General features: G+C 66.1%; 23 protein-coding genes. 18 read left to right on the top strand and 5 right to left on the bottom strand.

The genetic code is table 11. From position 1 onward, the window contains the following. The first annotated feature begins 142 nt into the window (after nt 1-142). Nucleotides 143-814, top strand: coding sequence for a glycerol-3-phosphate 1-O-acyltransferase PlsY (gene plsY / locus ACSQ23_RS06425; protein WP_055875933.1), 672 nt, complete (start codon nt 143-145; stop codon nt 812-814). Nucleotides 815-816: 2 nt separating this feature from the next. Here plsY and ACSQ23_RS06430 read toward each other — a convergent pair whose 3' ends face one another. Together ACSQ23_RS06430 and ACSQ23_RS06435 are read right to left on the bottom strand one after the other, a co-directional pair. Then, on the bottom strand, nt 817-1,350 hold the full coding sequence (locus tag ACSQ23_RS06430) for a DUF1697 domain-containing protein (RefSeq protein WP_436090101.1): 534 nt from the start codon (nt 1,348-1,350) through the stop codon (nt 817-819). Further along, the gene (locus tag ACSQ23_RS06435) at nt 1,350-2,351 is read right to left on the bottom strand and encodes an aldose epimerase family protein (RefSeq protein WP_055874182.1); all 1,002 of its coding nucleotides are present in this window, start codon (nt 2,349-2,351) and stop codon (nt 1,350-1,352) included. The genes ACSQ23_RS06430 and ACSQ23_RS06435 overlap by 1 nt, the downstream gene beginning before the upstream one ends. A 100-nt stretch (nt 2,352-2,451) precedes the next feature. Between ACSQ23_RS06435 and ACSQ23_RS06440 the strand changes: the two genes are divergently transcribed. The 8 genes from ACSQ23_RS06440 to murJ all read left to right on the top strand — a co-directional run bounded on the left by ACSQ23_RS06440 (nt 2,452) and on the right by murJ (nt 15,719). Then, nucleotides 2,452-3,486: a LacI family DNA-binding transcriptional regulator gene (locus ACSQ23_RS06440; RefSeq protein WP_436090102.1), complete on the top strand. Its 1,035-nt coding sequence runs from the start codon at nt 2,452-2,454 to the stop codon at nt 3,484-3,486. A gap of 68 nt (nt 3,487-3,554) precedes the next feature. Beyond that, nucleotides 3,555-5,018: a xylulokinase gene (gene xylB / locus ACSQ23_RS06445; protein WP_436090103.1), complete on the top strand. Its 1,464-nt coding sequence runs from the start codon at nt 3,555-3,557 to the stop codon at nt 5,016-5,018. After that, nucleotides 5,015-6,322, top strand: a complete 1,308-nt coding sequence (gene xylA, locus ACSQ23_RS06450) for a xylose isomerase (protein ID WP_436090104.1) — start codon at nt 5,015-5,017, stop codon at nt 6,320-6,322. Before xylB ends, xylA begins: the two co-directional genes overlap by 4 nt. Before the next feature lie 4 nt (nt 6,323-6,326). After that, on the top strand, nt 6,327-6,632 hold the full coding sequence (locus tag ACSQ23_RS06455; protein ID WP_436090105.1) for a hypothetical protein: 306 nt from the start codon (nt 6,327-6,329) through the stop codon (nt 6,630-6,632). A 13-nt stretch (nt 6,633-6,645) separates the two neighbouring features. Further along, nucleotides 6,646-8,274 (top strand): glycoside hydrolase family 43 protein, encoded by a 1,629-nt coding sequence (locus ACSQ23_RS06460; RefSeq protein WP_436090106.1) that lies wholly within the window; start codon nt 6,646-6,648, stop codon nt 8,272-8,274. A 262-nt stretch (nt 8,275-8,536) separates the two neighbouring features. Continuing rightward, entirely contained in the window at nt 8,537-11,212 is a 2,676-nt protein-coding gene (mutS, locus tag ACSQ23_RS06465; RefSeq protein ID WP_436090107.1) for a DNA mismatch repair protein MutS, read from the top strand. Beyond that, nucleotides 11,193-13,994, top strand: coding sequence for a [protein-PII] uridylyltransferase (locus ACSQ23_RS06470; RefSeq protein WP_436090108.1), 2,802 nt, complete (start codon nt 11,193-11,195; stop codon nt 13,992-13,994). Before mutS ends, ACSQ23_RS06470 begins: the two co-directional genes overlap by 20 nt. A 165-nt stretch (nt 13,995-14,159) precedes the next feature. Further along, nucleotides 14,160-15,719 (top strand): murein biosynthesis integral membrane protein MurJ, encoded by a 1,560-nt coding sequence (gene murJ / locus ACSQ23_RS06475; RefSeq protein WP_436090109.1) that lies wholly within the window; start codon nt 14,160-14,162, stop codon nt 15,717-15,719. Between the two features lie 202 nt (nt 15,720-15,921). Here murJ and ACSQ23_RS06480 read toward each other — a convergent pair whose 3' ends face one another. Continuing rightward, nucleotides 15,922-16,491: a helix-turn-helix domain-containing protein gene (locus ACSQ23_RS06480; RefSeq protein WP_436090110.1), complete on the bottom strand. Its 570-nt coding sequence runs from the start codon at nt 16,489-16,491 to the stop codon at nt 15,922-15,924. Nucleotides 16,492-16,596: 105 nt separating this feature from the next. Here ACSQ23_RS06480 and ACSQ23_RS06485 point away from each other — a divergent pair, with 105 nt between their 5' ends. The 9 genes from ACSQ23_RS06485 to ACSQ23_RS06525 all read left to right on the top strand — a co-directional run bounded on the left by ACSQ23_RS06485 (nt 16,597) and on the right by ACSQ23_RS06525 (nt 23,901). Further along, on the top strand, nt 16,597-17,781 hold the full coding sequence (locus ACSQ23_RS06485; RefSeq protein WP_436090111.1) for a glycine C-acetyltransferase: 1,185 nt from the start codon (nt 16,597-16,599) through the stop codon (nt 17,779-17,781). Next, nucleotides 17,781-18,803 (top strand): L-threonine 3-dehydrogenase, encoded by a 1,023-nt coding sequence (gene tdh / locus ACSQ23_RS06490; protein ID WP_055994332.1) that lies wholly within the window; start codon nt 17,781-17,783, stop codon nt 18,801-18,803. Before ACSQ23_RS06485 ends, tdh begins: the two co-directional genes overlap by 1 nt. 166 nt (nt 18,804-18,969) lie before the next feature. After that, on the top strand, nt 18,970-20,013 hold the full coding sequence (trpS, locus tag ACSQ23_RS06495) for a tryptophan--tRNA ligase (RefSeq protein WP_436090112.1): 1,044 nt from the start codon (nt 18,970-18,972) through the stop codon (nt 20,011-20,013). Between the two features lie 82 nt (nt 20,014-20,095). Further along, on the top strand, nt 20,096-20,572 hold the full coding sequence (locus ACSQ23_RS06500; RefSeq protein WP_069907595.1) for a universal stress protein: 477 nt from the start codon (nt 20,096-20,098) through the stop codon (nt 20,570-20,572). Between the two features lie 79 nt (nt 20,573-20,651). Continuing rightward, the gene (locus ACSQ23_RS06505) at nt 20,652-21,209 is read left to right on the top strand and encodes a NifU family protein (protein ID WP_055994315.1); all 558 of its coding nucleotides are present in this window, start codon (nt 20,652-20,654) and stop codon (nt 21,207-21,209) included. Nucleotides 21,210-21,500: 291 nt separating this feature from the next. Continuing rightward, nucleotides 21,501-22,106: a tRNA (adenosine(37)-N6)-threonylcarbamoyltransferase complex dimerization subunit type 1 TsaB gene (gene tsaB, locus ACSQ23_RS06510; RefSeq protein WP_055874224.1), complete on the top strand. Its 606-nt coding sequence runs from the start codon at nt 21,501-21,503 to the stop codon at nt 22,104-22,106. Further along, nucleotides 22,103-22,579: a ribosomal protein S18-alanine N-acetyltransferase gene (gene rimI, locus ACSQ23_RS06515; RefSeq protein WP_055874226.1), complete on the top strand. Its 477-nt coding sequence runs from the start codon at nt 22,103-22,105 to the stop codon at nt 22,577-22,579. Before tsaB ends, rimI begins: the two co-directional genes overlap by 4 nt. An 87-nt stretch (nt 22,580-22,666) precedes the next feature. After that, nucleotides 22,667-23,104, top strand: a complete 438-nt coding sequence (locus tag ACSQ23_RS06520; RefSeq protein ID WP_055874230.1) for a Fur family transcriptional regulator — start codon at nt 22,667-22,669, stop codon at nt 23,102-23,104. Next, nucleotides 23,101-23,901, top strand: coding sequence for a lysophospholipid acyltransferase family protein (locus ACSQ23_RS06525; protein WP_436090113.1), 801 nt, complete (start codon nt 23,101-23,103; stop codon nt 23,899-23,901). Before ACSQ23_RS06520 ends, ACSQ23_RS06525 begins: the two co-directional genes overlap by 4 nt. A gap of 14 nt (nt 23,902-23,915) precedes the next feature. Here ACSQ23_RS06525 and ACSQ23_RS06530 read toward each other — a convergent pair whose 3' ends face one another. Next, the gene (locus tag ACSQ23_RS06530; RefSeq protein ID WP_055994306.1) at nt 23,916-24,287 is read right to left on the bottom strand and encodes a VOC family protein; all 372 of its coding nucleotides are present in this window, start codon (nt 24,285-24,287) and stop codon (nt 23,916-23,918) included. Then, the gene (locus tag ACSQ23_RS06535; protein WP_055874240.1) at nt 24,284-25,471 is read right to left on the bottom strand and encodes a trans-sulfuration enzyme family protein; all 1,188 of its coding nucleotides are present in this window, start codon (nt 25,469-25,471) and stop codon (nt 24,284-24,286) included. Before ACSQ23_RS06535 ends, ACSQ23_RS06530 begins: the two co-directional genes overlap by 4 nt. Nucleotides 25,472-25,530: the final 59 nt, after the last annotated feature.

Raw genomic sequence — 25,530 nt, forward strand, 5'->3', positions numbered from 1 at the left:
CTCCATATTGGGTATGCGGAGATCGATGCCTGAAGCCTGCTGCCAGATGCTGTCAGCAGTGCGGTGAATGCCGGCGGAACTGTTGCGCCGGAGGCGGGCAAGCGGCGATGATGGGCCGAACCGGAGCGTCACAGTGGATCAGATGGTTTTCTGGATGGCGAGCGCCGCTGGGCTGGCGGTCGCCTATCTGCTGGGCGCAACGCCCACCGGTTACCTCGCCGGGAAGCTGCTCAAGGGCATCGACATCCGGCAGCACGGCTCGGGATCGACCGGCGCAACCAATGTCCTGCGCATACTGGGGAAATGGCCGGCGCTCGCGGTGCTTGTGGTCGACGTGCTGAAGGGTGCGGCGGCAGTCGCCTTTGCCGGCTGGTTCACCCAATGGCTGTCATCGGCCGTGGCACCTGCCGATCTCGATCTCAAAAACCTGCTGCCCTGGGCAATCTGCCTTGCCGGCCTCGCCGCGTTGCTGGGACACAGCCGATCGGTGTGGCTCGGTTTCAGCGGTGGCAAATCCGTCGCAACGGGGCTGGGCGTGGTGCTGGCGCTGTCGTGGCCGGTCGGCCTCGGCGCGCTGGCAGTGTTCGGCGTGGCGCTGGCCGCCTCGCGAATCGTCTCGCTCAGCTCGGTGCTGGCGGCATCTGCCGCGATCGTCCTGGTCCTGGTGCTGGAGCAACCGCTGCCCTATCGGCTGCTGGTGATCGCCGGCGGCCTCTATGTGATCGTGCGGCATCGGGCCAACATCCGGCGGCTCCTCGCCGGTACCGAGCCCCGCCTGGGGCAGGCCAGTCCGATGCCGAGGGCGGAGCTGTAGGCTCAGGCCTTCGCCAGCGCCGCGCCCTTGCCGGCAAGGCCGGCGAACACCGTCCAGTTGCGCTGCGTCATGCGCGCGCCGAGGCGCTTTTCGATATTGAGTTTCGTCGTGCTGATGCCCTTGGGATAGGCGACGATCAGCTGTGCGCCAACCATCGCCAGGAGCTCCGGCCCGTCCCAATCGCGGAGCGGCGTCCAGTCGGGCGCCTTGTGGAAGGAGCAGACGCCGAGTTCGTGCGGACGCTCTGCCGCCACCTCGGGGAACGGGTTGGCCGCGACCACCGCCGCCATATCCTTCGGCTTGACGACAAACACCTCGTTGGCCGGGCCGAGCCCGAAACCATCGACCGCGCCCTGGACGAGCTTCCGCACCGCGGCCAGGGTCTGGGTGGAACGAAGGATGATGTTGCCGGTATTGCCGATGGTCGAGACCTCATCGAGCCCGGCGGCGGCGCAGGCATCGCGCAGCGCCGCCATCTTCATTTTGGCGTGCGTCACCGGACCGATCGCACGGATCAGGGCAACGTAGGCCGCCATCAGGCGATCTCGATATCGACGCGGTGGCTGTAGTCGCGGTCCGGCCCGTAGATGGTCGAGGGGAAGTGCGGGTGGTTCACCGCATCGGGCAGGTCCTGGTCTTCGAGGCAGAAGCCGCAATGGTTGCCATAGTGCTTGCCCTCGGCCGAGACGTCAGTGGTCACCGAGTTGTAGACCTGCAGCCCCGGCCGATCGGTATAGAGCTTCAGGGTCAGGAGCTTATCCGGCCCGGTCACCACCGCCACCGGATCCTCGAAGCGGCGGTCGGTGTTGAGTACCACGTTGCCGTCATAGTCGATCGGCTTGCCGGCGGCGTCGCGCATGCTGCGCCCCTGACGGAAATCCCAGATGGTGCCATCGACCGGCAGGATGGCGCCGGTCGGGATCAGCGGGCCGCCGAGCTCGGTATAGGCCGCAGCATCGATCTTGTAGCTGTGGTCGAGCACGTCGGGGCCGGTGCCGAGGTTGAAATACTGGTGCTGCACCACGTTGATCGGGGTGCGGCGGTCGGCCTTGGCGGCAAGATCGAGGCGCAGCCGGTTGCCGGTGAGCGTATAGGTGGCGGTGAATTTGACGTTGCCGGGAAAGCCCATGGCGCCGTCGGGCGAATCAAGGGTGAAACGCACGGCGTTGTTGGCACTGTCCGCCTCACCATCCCACACCAGCCGGCCGATACCCTCCGGCCCGCCATGCAGGGTATGGCCGACGAAGTTGGTCTTCAGCTGGTAGGTTTTGCCGTCGAGGGTGAATTTCGCATCCTTGATGCGGTTGGCGACTCGGCCGGCGAGGGAGCCGAAATACGGCGAATGGGCGGGATAGCTGTCGAATTTGTCGTAGCCGAGCACCACCGAACGAAGACCGCCGGCCACCGGCACGCGCCAGTCGCGCACCAGCACGCCCCACGAAATGATGTCGACTTCGACCCCGGTGTCGCTCCGAAGCTTGAACTGCTCGACCCGCTTGCCATCGAAGCTGCCGAACTCTTCCACCGCGACGCTCATTGCCGTTATCTCCTCTTTCGTGCGACGGGTTGATAACCGCAATCCGCAAGAAGCGGAAGACTGAGCGGAACTACCAGCGGAAGCCGGAGAGGGGGAGGCGATGGACGAAGTGAAGCGGCGGGCCACCGTGCACGATGTGGCGCGCGAGGCCGGCGTGTCGCTGGCGACGGTCGATCGCGTGCTCAACGGTCGCCCCGGCGTGCGCACCGAAACCGCCGACAAAGTGGCCGAGGCGATCAAGGCGCTCGACTTCCGCCGCGACCTCTCGGCCTCGCTGCTGGCCCGGGCCCGCGATCTCGGCGTCACCTTCCTGATCCCCGATGGCCGCAACGAATTCATGCTGGGGCTGGTCGACGCCATCGCCCGGCGGGCCCGCACCACCAAGGGCGAGCGCCTGTCGATCACCACCAAACTGGTGCATGCCTTCGACGCCTCGGCGCTGGCCGGCGCACTCGGCAGCCTCGACCCCAAGAGCTGCGACTGCGCCGTGGTCGTCGCTACCGAGGACGACAAGGTGCGGCGCGCCATCGACCAGGCGTCGCGCCGCGGCATCGCCGTGGTGACGCTGGTCTCCGACCTGCCCGGTTCGGCCCGCCGGCATTTCGTCGGCATCGACAATGTCGCGGCAGGACGGACCGCCGGCTCGCTGATCGGCCGCTTCTGCCCCGCAGGTGGGATCGGTCTCATTGCCGGCTCGCTCAGCCTCGCCGACCACCACCAGCGGCGCGAGGGGTTTGAAGCGGTGCTGCGCGCCGAATTCCCCGGGCACGAGATCGTCGGCCCGCTCGAGGGGTTCGACGATGATATCAAGACCGAAGCAGCGGCGATCGAGCTGCTGAAGCAGCCGCTCACCGGCATCTACAATATGGGCGGCGGCTATGCCGGGTTGCTCAGGGCGCTCGAGCGCACCGGCAAGACCGGCAAGGTGCGCGTCGTGGCGCACGAACTCACCGAGGCTACCCGCATCGGCCTCGCCAGCGGCGCCATCGACGTGGTGATCGACCAGAACCCGGATGGCGAAATCGCCGCGGCGCTCGCCGTCGCCCGCGCCCTGGCGCTGGGGCAGGACGTAGAGCGGCGCCCCGCCCCCATTGAAATCGGTCTTTATCTGCGCGACAATCTCCCCAGAGGGTAATCCATCATAACGACGCCCCGGGAGGACTACGGCATGTTCTGTCTGCGCGGTCTTGAGGTACGTGCCTCATGACCTATCTCGGCATTGATATCGGCACTTCGGGCGTCAAGGCGCTGCTCATCGACGGGGCCGGCCAGCCGCTCGGCGAGGCCACGGCAAAGGCGGTCGAACCTACCCGGCCGCACCCCGGCTGGTCCGAACAGAACCCGGCCGACTGGTGGAACGCCACGCTCGAAGCCATCGACAAGCTGTCGAAGGCGCATCCATCGGAACTGGCCAAGGTCCGAGGCATCGGGCTTTCGGGCCACATGCATGGCGCCACGCTCGTCGACAAGAATGACCAGGTGCTGCGCCCGTGCATCCTGTGGAACGATGGCCGCTCGGCCGCCGAATGCGCCGAGATGGAAGCGGCACTGCCGGCGCTGCGCGACATCGCCGGCAACATCGCCATGCCCGGCTTCACCGCACCGAAGATCGCCTGGGTCAGGAAGCACGAGCCGGACATCTACGCCAAGATCGCCAAGGTGCTGTTGCCCAAGGCCTATATCCGGCTGCTCTTGACCGGCGAGCATATCGAGGAGATGTCGGACGCCTCGGGCACGCTGTGGCTCGATGTGGGCAAGCGCGACTGGTCGGACGAACTGCTGGCGCTCACCGGGCTCAACCGCTCGCACATGCCGCGGCTGGTCGAAGGGTCTGCGCCCTCCGCCAGGCTGAAGCGCGAATTCGCCAGCCGCTGGGGCATGGCTGATGACGTCGGGGTCGCCGGCGGCGCCGGTGACAATGCGGCGGCGGCCTGCGGTATCGGCGCCATCCAGCCGGGCGAAGGTTTCGTCTCGCTCGGCACTTCCGGCGTGCTGTTCGTCTCGAACGATCGCTTCCGCCCCAACACGAAGGGCGCGGTGCACGCCTTCTGCCACGCCATCCCCGACACCTGGCACCAGATGGGGGTGATCCTCTCGGCCACCGACAGCCTCAACTGGCTGGCCAAGATCACCGGCCAGGATCCGGCGAAACTCGCCGGCGCCGCCGAGGCCGGGTTCAAGGGCCCGGGCGAGGAAATCTTCCTGCCGTATCTCTCGGGCGAACGGACGCCGCACAACAATGCCGCGGCGCGCGGCAGCTTTACCGGCCTCAGCCACTCCACCGATCCGGCCTTGCTGGCGCAGGCGGTGATGGAAGGCGTCGCCTTTGCCTTCCGCGATTGCCAGCGCGTGCTCAAGGACGCCGGCACCGAGATGGGCCAATTGCTCGCCGTCGGCGGCGGTTCGAAATCCGAACTGTGGCTGAAGCTCATCGCCACCAATCTCGATACCGAGATCGCGCTGCCCGAGGACGGCGATTTTGGCGGGGCGCTGGGCGTCGCGCGGCTCGGCCTCTGCGCCGCCGAAGGCGCCGACCCCACGGAGATCATGACCATGCCGGCGATCAAGCGGGTGATCACACCCGACGCCGGCTTGAAGACTGCCTATGCCGATCAATATGCGCGCTACCGCGCTCTTTACCCCGCCATCGAGGAGGCCCGTAAGTGACTGATTTCTTCAAGGGACTGAAGCCCGTAAAGTTCGAAGGACCCACATCCGCAAACCCGCTCGCCTACCGGTTCTACAACAAGGACGAACTGGTGATGGGCAAGCGGATGGAAGATCACATCCGGCCGGCCATCGCCTACTGGCACACCTTCGCCTGGGAAGGCGGCGACCCGTTCGGCGGCCGCACCTTTGACCGTCCGTGGTATGACAAGGGCCTCGAGGGCGCCAAGATCAAGGCCGACGTCGCCTTCGAGTTGTTCGACCTGCTGGATGCACCGTTCTTCTGCTTCCACGACGCCGACGTCGCCCCCGAGGGCGCGACGCTCAAGGAGAGCAACAAGAACCTCAGGACCATCACCGACATCTTCGCCAAGAAGATGCAGAGCTCGCGCACCAGGCTGCTCTGGGGCACGGCGAACCTGTTCTCCAACCGCCGCTACATGGCGGGCGCCGCCACCAACCCCGACCCCTACGTCTTCGCCTATGCGGCCGGACAGGTGAAGGAGATGCTGGAGATCACCCATGAGCTGGGTGGCTCCAATTATGTGCTGTGGGGCGGTCGCGAGGGCTACGAGACGCTGCTCAACACCCGCATCAAGCAGGAGCAGGACCAGGCGGCCCGCTTCCTGTCGCTGGTCATCGAGCATGCCAAGAAGATCGGCTTCAAGGGGCAGCTGCTGATCGAGCCCAAGCCGCAGGAGCCGACGAAACACCAGTATGACTACGACGTCGCGACGGTCTACGGCTTCCTCAAGACCTACGGCCTCGAGAAGGACGTGAAGGTCAACATCGAGGTCGGCCACGCCTTCCTCGCCGGCCACAGCTTCGAGCACGAGCTGGCGGTTGCCGGCGGGCTCGGCATCCTCGGCTCGGTCGATGCCAACCGCAACGACCTGCAGTCGGGCTGGGACACCGACCAGTTCCCCAACAACCCCGGCGAGATGGCGCTGGCCTTCTACCAGATCCTCAAGGCCGGCGGCCTCGGCAAAGGCGGTTTCAACTTCGATGCCAAGGTGCGGCGCCAGTCGATCGAGCCGGCCGACCTGCTCTATGGCCATGTCGGCGGCCTCGACGTGCTGGCCCGCGGCCTCAAGGCGGCCGCCGCCATGATCGAGGACGGTACCTTCGACAAGGCGCAGGACGTCCGCTACGCCGGCTGGAATGAGAAGGGGGCCGCCGCGATGCTGAAGGGGGAACGCACGCTCGCTGAGATCGCCCAATGGGTGGAAGCCGACAACATCAACCCCGAACCCCGGTCCGGCCAGCAGGAATATCTCGAGAACCTGGTCAACCGGTTCGTGTAAGCCGATGGCCGAGTCAGCTGAGGAGTTTAGTCGCAAGCTCGCAAGGCAAGCCTTGCTGAAGTCTCTTGGCAAGCAAGCCGAGCCGCAGTTCTCAGCGGTCCGGATGCATAGCTGGACCATACCTGGCCTCGGCAGTGGCTATGGCTTCAGCGGCATCGTGGCAATCACAGGTAAGGATGGAACGCACCGATCGGTGCGTTTCATGGCCGCCCCGGGTGGGGCTGGCACCGAGGACCAGATGGCCGCGTCAGACTTCGATACCCTTTGCGACACGTACTGCCCGGATGCGGGCGAACCGTCCACCTTCTAGAGTTCTATTCAGCATGCCCACCATCCGCAATCCCATCCTCCCCGGCTTCAATCCCGATCCCTCGATCCTCAGGGTCGGCGACGACTATTACATCGCCACCTCCACCTTCGAGTGGTACCCGGGCGTGCAGATCCATCACTCGAAGGATCTCGCCAACTGGGAGCTGGTGACCCGGCCGCTGACCCGCAAATCGCAGCTCGACATGCGGGGCGATCCGGATTCGTGCGGGGTGTGGGCGCCCTGTCTCAGCCATGACGGCGAGCAGTTCTTCCTCATCTACACCGACGTGAAGCGCAAGGACGGCTCGTTTAAGGACGCGCATAACTACCTCGTCACCGCGCCCTCGATCGAGGGGCCGTGGTCCGACCCGGTCTATATGAACTCCTCGGGGTTCGACCCGTCGCTGTTCCATGACGACGACGGCAAGAAGTGGTTCGTCAACATGCTATGGGACCATAGGACCCGGCCGCTGCTGTTCGCCGGCATTGCGCTGCAGGAATATGACCATCACCAGCGAAAGCTTGTCGGGCCGATCAAGAACATCTACCAGGGGACCGACCTGAAGCTGGTCGAGGGCCCGCATCTCTATAAGCGCAACGGCAAGGACGGGCGGCCCTGGTATTACCTGCTCACTGCCGAGGGCGGCACGGGCTACGAGCACGCCGTCACCTTCGCCCGTTCGCGCCAGATCGACGGGCCGTATGAGACGCACCCGATCAAGCACATCCTCACTGCCAAGGATGCGCCGCTCAACCCGGTGCAGCGGGCGGGCCATGGCGATATCGTCGAGACGGCTGACGGCAAGACCTTCCTCGTCCACCTGATGGGTCGCCCGACCACCCAGAAGCGCCGCTGTGTGCTCGGCCGCGAGACCGGCATCCAGGAAGCCTATTGGGGCGCCGATGACTGGCTGTGGGTGAAGAACGGCCCGGTCCCCTCGCTCGAGGTGGAAATCCCGGGAGCCCGCGACGACAGCGGCTACTGGGCCGAGCAGCGTTACCAGTTCGATAGTCTGCACCCGGATTTCCAGTGGCTTCGGACGCCGGAAACCGAGCGCATCTTCTCGGTGGGCGACAACCAGCTGACCCTGTTCGGTCGCGAGTCGATCGGCAGCTGGTTCGAGCAGGCCCTGGTCGCCCGCCGGCAGACGCACTTCTCCTACGATGCCGAAGTGACGCTCGATTTCGCGCCGGTGGATGAGCGCCAGTTTGCAGGCATAACGGGTTATTACGGCCGCTACAATTTCCACTATCTCACAGTCACCGCGCATTCGGACGGCAAGCGCGAGCTCTTGATCATGAGCTCGCTTGCCAGCCACCCCGACGGCAAGCTCACCTACCCAGCGGCCCCGATGCCGCTGCCGCAGGAGGGGCCGGTGCGGTTGAAGATCGAGATCCGCGGCCCGAAGCTGCAGTTCTTCTACGCTACGGGCGATGCCAGCGCGGCCGGCAACTGGCAGCCGGTTGGCGGCGCGCTCGACGCTTCGATCCTCTCGGACGAATGCGGCGGGCATGCCGAGCATGGCAGCTTTACCGGAGCGTTTGTCGGCATGGCGGCGTCGGATCTGAACGGGACAGCGAAGCCGGCGGTGTTTTCGGACTTCGTCTACCGGCCGGTGCGGGATCCGAGCGATCGGTATTGAGGGCTGGCGCCGAGGCCGGTGCGGGCTGACCCCCACCCCTGTCCCCTCCCCCTCTAGGGGACGCGTAGCGCCCCGGAATGGGGAGGGAGACCAAAACACTGGCATTCGTGGGGAGCGTCTCCCTCCCCATGTTTAGGGGGAGGGATCAAGGGTGGGGGTCAGCCCGCGCCGGCTCCTCATTGTGGAGCGCGACCCCGACTCAGTTGCTCGCTCCACCCAAACCCCCTAACGTCCCGGCCTCCCTGTCTTTGCTGCCGAGCCGATGGACCAAGCGCCCTATTCCGCCCCCAATGCCCTAGAAAGCGCGCCCATCACGCCGATGATGTCGCAGTTCCTCGAGATCAAGGCGGTCAATCCGGGGTACCTGCTGTTCTACCGGATGGGCGATTTCTACGAGATGTTCTTCGAGGACGCCGAGATCGCCAGCCAGGCGCTCGGCATCGTCCTCACCAAGCGCGGCAAGCACCAGGGGGCGGATATCCCGATGTGCGGGGTGCCGATCCACGCGGCGCAGGATTACCTCAAAAAGCTCATCGGCTTAGGGCACCGGGTCGCCATCTGCGAGCAGGTGGAAGATCCGGCCGAAGCCAAGAAGCGTGGCTCGAAATCGCCGGTGAAGCGCGACGTGGTGCGCCTGGTGACCCGCGGCACCATCACCGAAGACGACCTGCTGCCGACCCGCGGCTCGGCCTACCTCGCCTCGCTCAGCATGGTGCGGCACGGCGAGACCGATTTCGCCCTCGCCTGGGCGGACGTGTCGACCGGCGAGACCGCGGTGCTGGACGTCTCGGCGCTGGCGCTCGGCGACGAGCTGGCCCGTATTGCTCCGGCCGAACTGCTGCTCACCGACGCGACCCGCATCGCCCTCGCCGAGTCGAAAATCCCGCTGCCCGATGCGGCGCTGGTCAGCCTCGACGGCGCCCAGTTCGACAGCGAGCTGGCGAGCAAGCGCATCGCCGCCGCCTTCCCTGGCGGCGAGGTCGACCCCACCGCCTATTCCCGCGCCGGCCGCGCCGCGCTTGGCGCGCTGCTCGACTACATCAGCGACAGCCAGAAGGGCGTACCCGTCGCGCTCCGCCCCCCGGCTGCCGAGCGGCTCAGTGCCCATATGGCGATCGATGCGGCGACCCGCGTATCGCTCGAACTCCTCGAAACGCAGCGTGGCCAGGAGAAGGGCTCGCTCCGCCACGAGATCGACCTCGCGGTCACCCCGCCCGGCTCGCGCCTCCTGGCGCGCCGGCTGGCGGCGCCGCTCTGCGACGCCAACCAGATTAACGCCCGGCTCGATGCGGTCGAGTGCCTGGTCGCCGATGGCCTCCTCACCCAGCGGCTGCGCAGCGATCTCAAATCGGTGCCCGATCTCACCCGGGCGCTGACCCGGCTGGCGCTGGGCCGGGGCGGCCCGCGTGACCTCCGCGCCACTGGCGGCGCCATTGCCGCCGCCATCGCGCTGGCCGAGCGCCTCGCCACCCTCGACCGGCCGCCGGCCGAGCTCAAAGCCATCGCTGCCCGCCTCGCCGATGCGCCGGCGGCACTCGCCGCCGAACTGGGCGGGGCCATCGATGACGAGCCGCCGCTGCTGGCGCGCGACGGCGGCTTCGTCAAACGCGGCTATGATGCGGGGCTCGATGCCGAACGGGCGCTGGCCACTGAAACCCGCGGTGTGGTGGCGGCGCTGCAGGCCCGGCTGATCGAGGAGACCGACGTCCGGTCGCTGAAGATCCGCCATAACGGCGTGCTCGGCTATTTCGTCGAAGTGCCGGCCGGGCATGGCGGCAAGCTCCTCGAAACTCCGCACCGCGAAACCTTCATCCACCGCCAGACCATGGCCAATGCCATGCGCTTCACTACGGCGGAACTGGCCGAACTCGAGGGTCGTATCGCCAAGGCGCACGATGCCTCGCTCGCCATCGAAGCAACGATCTTCACCCGCCTCGCGGGCGCTGTCGCTGCGGAGAACACCCGGCTCAGGGCCATCGCCGATGCGCTGGCCGAACTCGATGTCTCCGCGGCTTTGGCGCAGCTGGCGATGACCCGCAATTTCTGCCGCCCCACCATCGACGACAGCCTCGCCTTCTACATCGAAGGCGGCCGGCATCCGGTGGTCGAAACTAATGTGCGGGCGCAGCACGAGGTATTCGTCGAGAACGGCTGCGACCTGACCGGCGGGGCGCTGTGGCTGGTCACCGGCCCGAACATGGGCGGTAAATCGACCTTCCTGCGCCAGAACGCGCTGATCGCCATCCTCGCGCAGATGGGCAGCTATGTGCCGGCCTCGGCCGCGCATATCGGCGTCGTCGATCGGGTGTTCTCGCGCGTCGGCGCCTCGGACGATATCGGTGGTGGCCGCTCGACCTTCATGGTCGAGATGGTCGAAACTGCCGCCATCCTAAACCGCGCCACGCAGCGCTCGCTGGTGATCCTCGACGAGATCGGCCGCGGCACCGCCACCTTCGATGGACTCTCGATCGCCTGGGCGGCGGTCGAAGCGCTGCACGACCAAACCGGCTGTCGCGCCCTGTTCGCGACGCACTTCCATGAGATGACGGCGCTTTCGAAGACCCTCAGGCGCGTTTCCAACCACACCATGAAGGTGCGCGAGTGGGAGGGGGAAGTGGTGTTCCTGCACGAAGTGGCCGATGGCGCTGCCGATCGCAGCTACGGCATTCAGGTGGCCAAGCTCGCCGGCCTGCCCGAATCCGTCCTCGCCCGGGCCCGCCAGGTGCTGGGGGTGCTCGAACAGCGCTCTTCCGGCGGAAAAGCCGTCGTGCTAGACGATCTGCCGCTCTTTGCGCATCAACCGCCCACCCCGAAGGCGGCCGTTAATCCCATCCATGACATGCTCGATCAGGTGCGCCCCGACGACCTTACGCCCCGCGCGGCCATCGACCTGATCTACGAGCTTAAGAAAATCCGCGATGCAGCTCGCCGAAATTGACGCCCGACCGCGAAAACCGGCCTTCCAGTTGACTTCGGCCGAGACCATTCTCGGCGATATCCGGCGGCTCGTCGCTGGTCAGGACCCCAAGTCCGCCGCGAGCCGCGGCATTGTGCTCCAGCATGTCCGCTCCGTCCTCGCCGACGCCCGCACCGGCGCCGAGGCCGAGCTGATGGCGACCGGCAAGGGCACGCGCTGCGCGATGAACCTCAGCGCCGCCGAAGACGAGATCATTCGCGCAGTGCACCATTTCGCGGTGCGCGACGTCTACCCGGTCGACAACCCCTCCGGCGCCGAGATGATCTCGATTGCCGCGGTCGGCGGCTATGGCCGCGGCACGCTGGCCCCGGGCTCCGACATCGATCTGCTCTTCATCCTGCCCTACAAGCAGACGCCCTGGGGCGAGCAGATCACCGAATACATCCTCTACATGCTGTGGGATCTCGGCCAGAAGGTCGGGCACGCCGTGCGCTCGGTCGACGACTGCATTCGCATGGCCCGTTCCGACATGACGGTGCGCACCGCGACGCTCGAAGCGCGCTACCTCACCGGCGACCGGAAGCTGTTCGACGAGCTGGTGCGCCGGTTCGAAAGCGAAATCATGCCCAAGACCGGACCGGAGTTCATCGCCGCCAAGATGGCCGAACGCGACGAACGGCACCGGCAGATGGGCAACACCCGCTATGTGGTCGAGCCCAATATCAAGGACGGCAAAGGGGGCCTGCGCGACCTGCACGCGCTGTTCTGGATCGGCAAGTATTTCTACCGGGTCAAATCCAGCGCCGAACTGGTGGGCAAGGGCGTCTTGAGCGCCGAGGAATACCGGCTGTTCCAGCGCGCCGAGGATTTCCTCTGGGCCATCCGCTGTAACCTCCACTTCCTGACCGGCCGGGCCGACGAAAAGCTGACCTTCGACGTGCAGCCCGATCTCGCCCAGCGCCTCGGTTACAACGACCGCGCCGGCATGCTCGGGGTCGAGCGCTTCATGAAGCGCTATTTCCTCGTCGCCAAGGATGTCGGCGACCTGACCCGCATCTTCTGCACTTCGCTCGAATTCGACCACGCCAAGCCGCTCGACATGGTCGGGCGGGTGCTGGCGCCGTTCAAGCGCGGCAAGGTGTCGATCAAGGGCGAGACCGATTTCGTCATCGAGGGCGGCCGCCTGAATGTTGCCGGACCCGAAGTGTTCCAGAAGGACCCGCGCAACCTGATCAAGGGTTTTATGCTGGCGGGGCGGCACGATGCGCACCTTCACCCCGACGCCATCAAGCTGATCCGCCGCTCGTTCAAGCTGATCGGCCATGACCTGAGGAACGACAAGCAGGCCAATGCCTGGTTCCTCGAGATCCTGACGGCGCCGACCTATGTCGAGCGCATCCTGCGCCAGATGAACGAAGCGGGCGTGCTCGGCCGCTTCGTGCCGGAATTCGGCAAGATCGTCGCGCTGATGCAGTTCAACATGTACCACCACTACACGGTGGACGAGCACCTGATCCGCGCTGTCGGCGTGATGGCCGACATCGCCAATGGGGGCCTGCGTGAACAGCTGCCGCTGACGCATGAACTGCTGCCGCATCTCAACGATACGCGGCTGCTCTACGTGGCGCTGTTCCTCCACGATATCGCCAAGGGCCGGCCCGAGGATCACTCGATCGCCGGGGCGCGCGTCGCCCGCCGCTTCTGCCCGCGGCTCGGGCTCGATCCGGCCGAGACCGACACCGTCTCATGGCTGGTCGAACATCACCTGTTGATGAGCGAGATCGCCCAGAGCCGCGATATCCAGGACCCCGAAACCGCCCGCTCCTTCGCCGACGTGGTGCAATCGCCGCAACGGCTGGCGCTGCTGATGATCCTCACCGCCTGCGATATCCGGGCGGTCGGCCCCGGGGTATGGACCGGCTGGAAAGGCTCGCTGCTGCGCGCCCTCTACTACGCCACCGAGCCGCTGCTCTCGGGCGGCCATAGCCAGGTGACGCAACGTGACCGCATCGAGGCGGCAAAGACCGTATTGCGCGGCGCGCTTTCGGCCTGGCCGGCGCCGGAAGTCGATACCTATGTCGGCCGCCACTACGACCATTACTGGCTGCGCGCCGAGCCCGAACTGCAGGTCGAGCATGCCCGGATGATCCGCGCCGCCGACCAGGCCGGGCAGATGTTCGCCGGCTCGATCCGGGTCAAATCCTTCGAGTCGATCACCGAGGTCAGCTTCTACACCCCGGACCACCCACGGCTCTTGTCGCTGATCGCCGGCGCCTGCACCATGGCTGACGCCTCGATCATCGGGGCGCAGATCTTTGGCACCCGCGACGGCCGCGCCGTCGACACTTTTAGGCTGCGACGCTCCTTCACCTCGGACGAGGACGAAAAGGTCCGCGCCACCCGCATCATCGATACGGTGAAGCAGCTGCTGCAGGGCAAGCGCCAGGTGCTGATCGACCTCGGCAAGGAAAGCCGCCACAACAAGCGGCTCAAACCCTTCACCCTGCCGGCACAGGTGGCGGTGTCGAACACCATCTCGGAGAAGTTCACCGTCATCGAGGTGATGGGGCTCGACCGCACCGGCCTCTTGCATCAGCTGACGCGGCAGATCTCCGACCTCAACCTCACCATCGGCTCGGCCCATATCGGCACCTATGGCGAAAAGGCCGTCGACGTCTTTTACGTCACCGACCTCACCGGCCATAAGATCGAGTCGAAATCGCGCCAGAAAAAGATCCACGACGCGCTGCTGGCGGTGTTCCAGGGCGGGGACGAAAAGGCGGCCAAGGTGGCGAATGGGTAGCGGCCTGCTGGACGCCAACCACCGTTCCGTCCCCATCTACGGTGTCATCCCAGCGAAAGCTGGGACCCAGCTCGCCGCTGGCGCGGGCTGTGAAATGGGTCCCAGCTTTCGCTGGGATGACATCGAGTTTGAGGCGCTGATTCAGCTAACCACTCGACGCGACAGATGAGTCTCTACCGCAATTTCCTCTCGGTCGGCGGCCTGACGCTCGTCTCGCGCATTTTCGGCTTTGCCCGCGATGCGCTGATGGCGGCGGTGCTTGGCATCTCGCCAGTGTCGGATGCGTTCAACGCGGCGTTCCGCTTCCCCAACCTGTTCCGCCGGCTGTTCGCCGAGGGGGCGTTCAACACCGCCTTCGTGCCGATGTTCTCGACTGCGCTCGAAACCGAGGGCAATGAGGGGGCGAAGGAGCTGGCCGGCCGGATCATGAGCTGGCTGGTGGCGGCGATCCTCGTCGTTACCATCCTCGTCGAGATTTTCACGCCGCAGATCATGGTGCTGTTCGTCCCGGGCTTTGTCGGCGACCCCGAGAAGTTCGACCTGACGGTGTTTCTCACCCGGATCATGTTCCCCTATCTCGCCTGCATGTCGCTGATGGCGGCCTATGCGGCGATCCTCAACAGCCTGGGGCGGTTCTTTGCTGCCGCCTTCGCGCCGATCGTGCTCAACATCGTCAATATCGGGGCGCTGATCCCCCTGGCGATCCTGACGCTCGAGGCGCCGGACACGGCGTTCTGGGTGGCGATCGCCACCATGCTCGGCGGCATCGCCCAGCTGGTGCTGGTCTACTGGGCGATCCGCCGCGCCGGCTTCGTGCCGAAACTGCGCTGGCCGCGCTTTGATACCGAGGTCCGGCGATTCTGGATCCTCGCCGTGCCGGCGATCATTGCGGGCGGCATCACCCAGATCAACATCTTCGTCGGCACCATCATCGCCTCGGGCGCCGATGAGGTGATGTCGATCATCTACAATGCCGACCGGCTGTACCAGCTGCCGCTCGGCATTATCGGCATCGCCATCGGCACGGTGCTGCTGCCCGAATTGAGCCGCCACCTCAGCGCCGGGCGCGAGCTCGAGGCGCGGCAGAGCCAGAGCCAGTCGCTGTTCCTCTCGATGCTGCTGTCGATGCCGGCAGCCGGAGCGCTGATCGCGCTCTCCCTGCCGGTGGTGCGGGTGCTGTTCGAGCGCGGCGCCTTCGGGCCGACCGACAGCGTCAACGTCTCGCATGCGCTGATCGCCTTCGCGGTGGGCCTCCCGGCCTTCGTGTTGATCCGGGTGCTGCAGCCGGGGTTCTTCTCGCGCAAGGACACCAAGACGCCGACCTGGTTCGCCTTCGTCTCGCTGATCATCAATATCGTGTTGTCACTGGCGCTGTTCCCGACGCTGAAGCATGTCGGCATCGCGCTCGCCACCTCGATCGCCGCCTGGGCCAACGTCGTGCTGCTGGCCATTTTCCTCGCCCGTCGCGGCCATTTCACCATCAGCGGTGCGGAGTGGCGGCAGGAGGGCATGATCGTGCTGCTAACGCTGGTGATGTCCAGCGCGCTCTATGGCCTCGTGCTGCTGCTCGGGCCGGTGTTCGACCCCGGGTACTTCTTCCCGGTGCAGGCGCTGGCGCTGCTGGCGCTCTGCGTGTTCGGGGCGGGGCTCTACTTCGCGCTGGCGCACCTCACCGGGGTGCAGCGGCTGGGTGGGTTGTTGCGCCGGTTGCGGCGGAAGGGCTGAACGGCCGGTGCATCTGGCCACCCCCACCCAGCGACGCTAGCTCGCTTCGCTCGCAAGCTTTGCTGCCCTCCCCACAAGGGGACGACAAGAGGTCGCCCCGGGGGAGGGAGGGCGATGGCTGCACGATCTCGGTTCAGGCGTCTCCCTCCCCCTTGTGGGGAGGGATCAAGGGTGGGGGTGGCCACACGCTCAAGGTGTGCGGCTACTCGTACACCACCACCATCAGCGCCCGGGCCGGCAGCTTGCCGTCGTTGGCGATCTCATGCTCGACATCGGCCCGGTAGCGGGCCGTCTCGCCCGCACCTAGCGTTTGTTCGCCCAAAGCCGTCTTGACCCGCAGCCCGTCGGTCTGCGCCGTCAGGTGCTCGTAGGTGCCGACGGCGTGCGGGGCGCTGTGCAACCGGCTGCCCGGGGCAATCTCGACTTCGTACCACTCGACGCGGCCCGCCATCGAGGTCGGGCTCAGGATGCGCAGCCGCCAATGCCCCTCGGGGCTGTTGATCTCCGGCGTCAGCGGCACCGTCACCACATCGACCGGGGCCGCGCGCCGATGCGCCACGCCGCCGGCGATCAGATCGGCGAGGTCGATCTTCAGCGCCTGGGTCAGGCCCCAGAGCACCGCGAAGGTCGGGTTGGATTCGCCGCGTTCGATCTGGCTCAGCATCGAGCGCGACACGCCCGAGAGGGCTGCCAGCCGCTCCAGCGTCAGGTGCCGGGCCTTGCGTTCGCGCTGGATGATCGGGCCGATATCGGGGGCTTCGGTGCTTGCCATGCTGCCTTTATCGCCAAGTAGGCTCTGGCTGCCAAGCGGAAATTCCGCGATCACTTGACTATCTGTCCGTTATAGCGGAATTTCCTCCATATCGGAGGAATGACCATGCAGACCGGATATCTCGATCACCTCAAGACCGTGCTTGATGACATCGAGGCGCAGGGCCTGATGAAGCGCGAGCGCCAGATCACCTCGCCACAGGGCGGCCAGGTGACCGTGGCAGGGCGACAGATGGTCAACCTCTGCGCCAACAATTATCTCGGCCTCGCCGACCATCCGGCGATCGCCGACGCCGCCGCCGCGGCGCTCGAGCAGTATGGCTTCGGCATGGCCTCGGTCCGCTTCATCTGCGGCACGCTCGACCTGCACCGCGCGCTCGAAACCGCCATAGCGCGTTATCTCAAAAAGGACGACGCGATCCTCTTTGCCGCCTGTTTCGACGCCAATGGCGCGCTGTTCGAGACGCTGCTGACCGAAGACGACGCGATCATCTCCGACAGCCTCAACCACGCCTCGATCATTGACGGGGTGCGGCTGAGCAAAGCCAAGCGCTACCGCTTCCAGACCTCCGACATGGACGACCTCGAGACCCAGCTGCAGCAGGCGGTCGCCGACAATGCGCGCTTCCGGCTGATCGTCACCGACGGGGTGTTCTCGATGGATGGCTATATCGCCAAACTACCGGAGATCCGCGCGCTGGCGGACAAGTATGGCGCCATAATTGCCGTCGACGATTGCCACGCCACCGGGCATCTCGGCCCCGAGGGGCGCGGCACCGGCGCGCTTACGGGCGCCGAGCCCGACATCATCACCGGCACCTTCGGCAAGACGCTTGGCGGCGCGATGGGCGGCTTCATCACCGGCCCGCAGGCGGTGATCGACCTGCTGCGCCAGCGGGCGCGGCCCTACCTGTTTTCCAACGCCCTCGCCCCGGCGGTCACCGCAGGGGCGCTGAAGGCGATCGAAATCGCCCGAGGGGCCGACGACCTGCGGCAGAAGCTCAGGGACAATACCCGGAGCTTCCGCCAGCGCATGGGTGAACTCGGCTTCGATCTCCTCCCCGGCGAGACCCCGATCATCCCGGTGATGCTGGGCGAAGCAACGCTGGCGCAGAACCTCGCCGCCGCCCTCGACCGGCGCGGCGTCTATGTCGCCGGGTTCTTTTTTCCGGTGGTGCCTAAGGGCAAGGCCCGCATCCGCACGCAGATGTCGGCCGCCCTGTCGGCAGCCGATATCGACTTCGCCATCGGCGCCTTTGCCGAGGCCGGCAAGGAAGTAGGAGTGATCTGATGCGCGCCCTGGTCAAAGCCAAATCCGAGCCGGGCATCTGGATGGAAGAGCGGCCGATCCCCGAGATCGGCCCCGAGGACGTACTGGTCAAGGTGCACAAGACCGGCATCTGCGGCACCGATATCCACATCTACAACTGGGACGACTGGGCCAAGAAAACCGTGCCGGTGCCGCTGGTCACCGGCCACGAGTATTCGGGCGAGATCGCCGCCGTCGGCGCCGAGGTCCGGAACCTCAAGGTCGGCCAGCGCGTCTCGGGCGAAGGCCATGTCGTCGGCATGAGGAGCCGGGCCTCGCGGGCCGGCAAGTTCCACCTCGACCCCGACACCAAGGGGATCGGGGTAAACCTCCCTGGCGCCTTCGCCGAGTTCGTCAAAATCCCGGCCTTCAACATCATCCCGCTGCCCGACGCGATCGACGACGAACTGGGCGCTATCCTCGATCCGCTCGGCAATGCCGTGCACACGGCGCTCGCCTTCGACATTGTCGGCGAGGACGTGCTGGTCACCGGCGCCGGGCCGATCGGCATCATGGGCGCGGCGGTCGCCCGGCATGTCGGGGCGCGCCATGTGGTGATCACCGACGTGAACCCCGAGCGGCTCCGGCTCGCCACCGAAGTCGCCGACGTGGTGCCGGTCAATGTCGCGACCGAGGACCTCCGCGCCGTGATGAACAAGCTCGGCATGAAGGAGGGTTTTGATGTCGGGCTCGAGATGAGCGGCGCGCCGGCGGCGCTCGACCAGATGATCGACCACATGGTGATGGGCGGCCGCATTGCGCTGCTCGGCGTGCCGGCCCGGCCGTTCATCTTCGACCTCGGCAAGATCGTGTTCCGGATGATCACGCTACGCGGCATCTACGGCCGCGAGATGTTCGAGACCTGGCACAAGATGCTGGCAATGCTGGAGTCGGGGCTCGACGTCAGGAAGGTCATCACCCGCCGCATGTCGGCCGACGACTATGCCGAGGCGTTCAAGCTGGCGGCCGGGGGCGAGAAGGGCAAGATCGTTTTGGAGTGGTGAGATCGTGCGGTTGGCACCCCCCTCCCCAACCCTCCCCGCGAGGGGGAGGGTGTCCGCCGGTGTGCCTGGCACGATCAAGCCACAGGCACGAAACGGCACCTCCCCCCTTGCGGGGGAGGTTGGGAGGGGGGTAGAGGCAAACCCCTGATCTATAGGGACTCCCCTCATGGCTTTCACCCCGCGCGTCTTTTCCGGCATCAAGCCGTCCGGCGACCTGCATCTCGGCAACTACCTGGGCGCCATCCGGCGCTTTGTGCCGCTGCAGCAAACGCACGAGACGATTTACTGCGTCGTCGACATGCACGCGATCACGGTGTGGCAGGACCCCGAGGATCTCAGGCGCTGGACCTACGAGATCGCTGCGGCCTACATCGCCGCCGGGCTCGACCCCAACAAGTCGATCATCTTCAACCAGAGCCAGGTGGTCGAGCATGCCGAGCTCGCCTGGATCTTCAACTGCGTGGCGCGCGTCGGCTGGATGACGCGCATGACCCAGTTCAAGGACAAGGCCGGGGCCGAAGGCGGCGAAAACTCCGAGGCGGTGTCGCTGGGGCTGTTCGCCTACCCCTCGCTGATGGCGGCGGACATCCTGCTCTACAAAGCGACGGGCGTGCCGGTCGGAGACGACCAGCGCCAGCACCTCGAGCTGACGCGCGACATCGCCAAGAAGTTCAACCACGATTTCAAGAAGCAGATCAAAGGCCTGGGGGTGAAGGACGACTTCTTCCCCTTGACCGAGACGCTCTCCACCGGCCCGGCAATGCGGGTGATGTCGCTGAAGGACGGCAAGAAGAAGATGTCGAAATCCGACGCTTCCGACATGTCGACCATCTACATGATGGATGACGCCGATACGATCGCCAAGAAAATCAAGCGTGCCACCACCGACGCCGATGCGCTGCCGACCGAGGCCGCGGGTCTCGCCGGGCGGGCCGAGGCGGAAAACCTCGTCGCCATCTACGCCGCGCTCTCCGACACCTCGGTCGATGGCGTGCTGGCCGAGTTCGGCGGGAGCGGCTGGGGCAAGTTCAAGCCGGCGCTGGCGGAGCTCGCCGTGGCCGTGCTGTCGCCGATCGCCACCGAGATGAAGCGGCTCGTCGCCGACACGGGCGAAATGGACCAGATCCTCCGCCGCAACGCCGACCGGGCCCGCGCCATCGCCGTGCCTGTCATGGACGACGTGCGCAAGATCGTCGGCTTCGTCCGCTGATTTGCCCCGCTTGCGGCCCTGCCGCGCATTTGGAACAATGCCGCATCTTCAGACTTGAAGGTGCGGCGCTTTGGCTGACAGCATGAGCGAATACAAACGCAAGTTTCTCGTTGTCATCGACGAGAGCAAGGAAGCCGATCGCGCCATCACCTTCGCTGCCAACCGGGTGAAGCGGACCGGCGGCACGGTGGTGTTGCTCTCGGTGATCGACAGCCAGGATTTCACGCAGTTTCTCGGCGTCGAGGAAGTGATGCGCGCCGAGGCGCGCGAGGAAGCCGAGCGGCTACTCGATACCAAGCGCGCCCGCATCGGCCAGATCGGCGAGGGCATCCGCACCGAGACGGTGATCCGCGAGGGTGACCTGGTCAGCGAGATCGAGCGGCTGGTGGCCGAGGACGCCGGCATCGCTATCCTGGTGATCGCCGCCGCCGGCGGCAAGGAAGGCCCGGGCCCGCTGGTCAGCAGCTTCGCCACCCGCGCCGGCCAGGCGGCGCTGCCGGTGATCGTCACCATCATCCCGGGCACCATGACCGACGAGCAGATCGTCGCCGTGACGTGATGGCACGTGGCCGGACCCTTGCATTTCGGGCTCCAAAACACTAGTTTGGAATTGTTCTAACACGAGTCCGAACCTTCAGATGTTCATCCAGACCGAAGCGACGCCGAACCCGGCGACCCTGAAATTCCTGCCCGGCCGCGATGTGCTGGTGGGTGAACCGCGCGATTTCCGGCAGGCCGAATCGGCCGCCATCTCGCCGCTGGCCGCGGCGCTGTTCGACGTCCCAGGCGTCGAAGGCGTGTTCCTCGGCTCGGACTTCATTTCGGTCACCAAGGACACGGCCGAGTGGAGCCACATCAAGCCGGCGATCCTCGGCGTGATCATGGAGCACTTCCTCTCCGGCAAGCCGGTGCTCGCTGACGGCACGGCGGAAGTGGTGACCGGTGAAGAGTTCTTCGAGGAAAGCGATGCCGAGACTGTCGAGGTGATCAAGGAGCTGCTCGCCACCCGCGTGCGTCCGGCCGTCGCCATGGATGGCGGCGACATCACCTTCAAGGGTTTCAAGGAGGGCACGGTGTTCCTCCACATGCAGGGCGCCTGCTCGGGCTGCCCGTCCTCGACCGCGACGCTGAAGAGCGGCATCGAGAACCTGCTCCGGCATTTCGTGCCGGGCGTCGAGGCCGTGCAGCAGGTCTGAACGCTGCGAATTGAGTTTTGAATCGCCCGGCCCTGTGCCGGGCGATTTGTTTTTGAGGGCGGGCGCAAGCGGCCACCCCCACCCAGCTTCGCTACGGGCTACGCCCGAGCTGCGCTACCCTCCCCACAAGGGGGAGGGAGATCCGACTGCATGCTGCGGTTCTATCGTCTCCCTCCCCTCGATGGGGAGGGTAGTGGAGCTTGGCGGCTTGCCGCCTAGCGTAACTGGGTGGGGTGGGGCCCACACACCAGCCCCCGTGACAACCCACCGCCGAACCCCTATCTCTCCCACATGTCCAGCGTCCTTCTCGCCATCGATACCGCCGCGCCGCGCCTGCAACTGGCGCTGCTGGTGGACGATCATGCCGACACGCTGGTCGAGGAGATGGCGCAGGGACAGGCCGAACGGATCTTTCCCGCGATCGACGAGCTGCTGGGGCGCAACGGCGTTGCCTACAAGGACCTGACCCGCATCACGGTCACTACCGGCCCCGGCTCGTTCACCGGGCTCCGGATCGGGCTCAGCGCGGCGCGTGGGCTCGGCCTGGCGCTTGGTATCCCGGTGGTCGGCGTGCCGTCGCTGCTGGCGCTGTCGCTTACGACGCAATGCGAGGCCACCGCGGTGCTGCTCGATGCACGGCGTGAGGAGGCCTATTTCCAGCTGTTCAGCGGGCCGGCCATCCCGATCGGCGAACCGCAGGTGCTGCCGATGGACGAAGCGCGTCGCCGTGTGCCCGCCGGCGCCGGGCTGATCACCTCGCCGCTGGTCGATATCGCGGCGCTGGCGCGTTTCGCGGCCGGTGCCGACCCCAAGGGCTACCCGCCCGAGGCGGCCTATATCCGCGATGCCGATGCCAAGCCGCAGGAAAAATTCCGCGTCGCGAGGGTCGGACAATGAACTTCTGGCTGTCGCCGAATACGCTGCATGTCGAGCCGGCCCGCGGCGCCGATACCGAGACCATCGCGCGGCTCCACGCCGAGGGGTTCTATCGCGGCTGGACGCGTGAAGAGTTCGCCGCCTATGTCGCCGGCAAAGACACACCGGTCTATGTCGCCTGCGACAGCCGCCGCCGTATTGCCGGCTTCGCCATGCTGCGGCACCTGGGCGAAGAGGTCGAGCTGATCAGCATCGCGGTCGATCGCAAATGGCGGAACAAGGGCGTCGGCGCGCTGCTGATGCGGGCGCTGTTCGAGGCGGCGCGGATGAGCCCGGCCAAGCGCATGCTGCTCGAAGTGGCCGCCGACAATACCGCGGCGCTGAAGCTCTACGGCAAGTTCGGCTTCACCACTGTCGGCGAGCGCAAGGGCTATTATCCGCGTCCCGACGGCACGCCGGCCACCGCTATTGTCATGGCGAGCGATCTTGGCTAACCGGGATGTAGAGCGTGATCAGGAAGAGTGGCAGACTTTTCCACCTCCAGAGCGCGACCAGACAAATTTCGTAACGGGGGACGCCCGATGAGCAAACCCGGCATTCAAACTCTCGAAGAGCAGTGCGCCCAGAAGGGCATGCGGATGACCGACCAGCGTCGGGTCATCGCGCAGGTGATCGAGCAGGCGGTCGACCACCCCGACGTCGAGGAGCTGTATCGCCGCGCCTCGGCCATCGACGCGCGCATTTCGCTCTCCACCGTCTACCGCACGCTCAACCTGTTCGAGGAAGCGGGGCTCGTCACCAAGCACGACTTCAAGGATGGCCGGGCGCGCTTCGAGCTGATCCCGGATGAGCACCACGATCACCTGATCGATATCCGCTCGGGCAAGGTGATCGAGTTCCGCAACGAAGAGATCGAAGCCATCCAGGAGGTGATCGCCAAGCGCCTGGGTTACCGGCTGGTCGACCATCGGCTGGAGCTCTATGCTGTGCCGCTCAAGTCGGACGAGAACAAAAAATGATCCTGCGCGTCCTGCTCTTCGTCTTCTGCTACGTGCCGTTCCTCATCGTGTTCGTGCCGCTGCAGTTCCTCGTTTCGCGCAGCCCATGGTTCAACAACCAGATCCCGCGCTGGTTTCACTGGTTCGGCTGCACCTTCCTCGGGATGAAGGTGAACGTCATCGGCACGCCCTCCACCGACCGGGCGACGCTGATCGTTTCCAACCACATCTCGTGGACCGACATCATCGCCATCGGCTCCAAGGCCGACGTCACCTTCGTCGCCAAATCGGAGATCCAGAAATGGTTCTTCGTCGGCTTCATGGCCTCGTTGCAGCGCACGCTCTATGTCGATCGCAAGAAGCGCAGCGACGCCAAGCGGGTCAGCGAGGAGATGGGCAAGCGCATGGCCTCAGGCGGCGCGGTGCTGCTGTTCGCCGAGGGCCAGTCCGACCTCGGCACGCACGTGCTGCCGTTCCGCTCGGCGCTGATCGGCGCCGCCCAGCACGCGATGGAGGAAGCCGGCGCCGGCGAGGTGATGATCCAGCCGCTGACCATCGCCTATACCAAGCTGCAGGGCCTGCCGGTCGGCCGCACCGACCGTTCGTTCATCGCCTGGATCAAATCCAAGTCGGTGAAGCAGAACATCAAGGAAATCCTCACCGGCGGCACCCGCGAGGTGACTCTCGCCTTCGGCACGCCGCGCCCGCTCAGTTCCGGCACCAACCGCAAGGAACTGGCCAAGCAGACCGAGAACGAGGTCCGCCGCATGCTGGTGGCGCTCAACCGCGGCACGCCGCTGCCGGTCGCGGCGGAATAGGCTTCAGCCCAAGGCTAGTCGACGAGGCAGAAGTGGTTGCCTTCGGGGTCAGCCATGACGGTGTAGCCGTCGGCTTCGCGCAGCACGGCGGCGCCGAGGCCGATCAGCCGGGTGCGCTCGGCCGGCCGATCCGCCACTTGCACATCGAGATGGATGCGGCCCTGCACCCGGCCGCGTTCGATCTCGTGGAAGCAGAGCGTCGGACCGGGGCCATCGACCATTACCACCGGATCGGTTTCGGGGGTGAGGCCGAGCGCGGCGAGCCGGGCGATCTCCTCGTCGTCATAGGGGCGCACCGCATAGCCCTGGATCACCTCTGTCCAGAATCGGGCCAGCGGCGCGGCCCGGGTGCAATCGAAGACGATCTCCTTCAGCGTACCGCTCATTTCAGCGCCTCATCGAAATCGGCGATGATCGCGTCGGCGTCTTCGATACCGACCGAAACGCGGAACACTCCCTCGCCGGCCCAGTCGCGATAGTTCCGCTCGTCGGCAAGGGCGAAGGAGGAGCGCAGGATATCCTCGGTCGGGATGTAAAAGCAGAGCGACTTGGTCTTGCCCAGCGACACGGCGTAGCTCACGAGCTTCAGCCGTTCGGCCAGCTGCCGCGCCATGCCGGCGCTGTCGGAGTTGACCGAAAAGCTCAGCAGCCCGGAGAAATTGCGCATCTGCCGCCGCGCCAGCTCCGCCTGCTCGTGGCTGGCGAGCCCTGGCCACAGCACGCGCCGCACTTTCGGGTGCCGCTCCAGCCACTCGGCCACAGCCCGGGCATTGGCCTGGTGCTTGTCCATCCGTAAGCCCAGCGTCTCGATACCGCGGAGGATCAGGTAGGCGGAGAATGGCGACAGCACCGCGCCGTGGTGGATCAGCACCTCCTTGCGCAGCGCGGCGATCGGCACGGCGCGGCCGATCACCGCCCCGCCCAGTGCGTCGCCGTGGCCGCAAAGATATTTGGTCAGCGAGTTGCAGACATAGTCGGCGCCCAGCGCGATCGGGTTGGTACCGACCGGCGTGGCGATGGTCGAATCCACCGACAATTCGGCCCCGCCGGCATGAGCGATGGCGGCGACCGCGGCGATGTCGGTGAGCTTGAGGATCGGGTTGGCCGGGGTCTCGATATGCACCAGCCGGGTGTTGGGGCGCAGCGCGGCCGCGACATTGTCGGGGTTGGAGCTGTCGGCGAACGACACTTCGATCCCCTGCCGCGGCAGGGCATGCCGGGCATATTCTGCGACCCCGGCATAGCAGACGTCGGAGAGCACCAGGTGATCGCCGGCCTTGAGCAGGCCGGCAAACAGTCCGGTGATTGCCGCCATGCCCGAGCCGAAGCTCAATGCCGCCTCGCCACCCTCGAGCAGCGCCAGGCGCTTTTCCAGGAGCTCGAGCGTCGGGTTGCTCCAGCGGGTGTAAAAATGCGGCGCATCGGCCTCGAGGTCCGAAGCAGAAAAGCCCACCGCATCGGGGTGGGTGAAATAGGTGGTCGACAGCACCGGCGCCGGCGCCAGTGGTTCGCCGACGACGCGGGCGCCATCGCCGCCATGCAGGGCCAGAGTATTGAGGTGGTTGGTCATGGTGGTTTTCTCCGAGCAGGGAACGTGCCTCAATCCGGCGCGTGGGGCCACCCCCACCC

The organism is Devosia sp. LjRoot16 (assembly GCF_964252795.1).
In the GTDB taxonomy this organism is placed as follows: Bacteria; Pseudomonadota; Alphaproteobacteria; order Rhizobiales; family Devosiaceae; genus Devosia_A.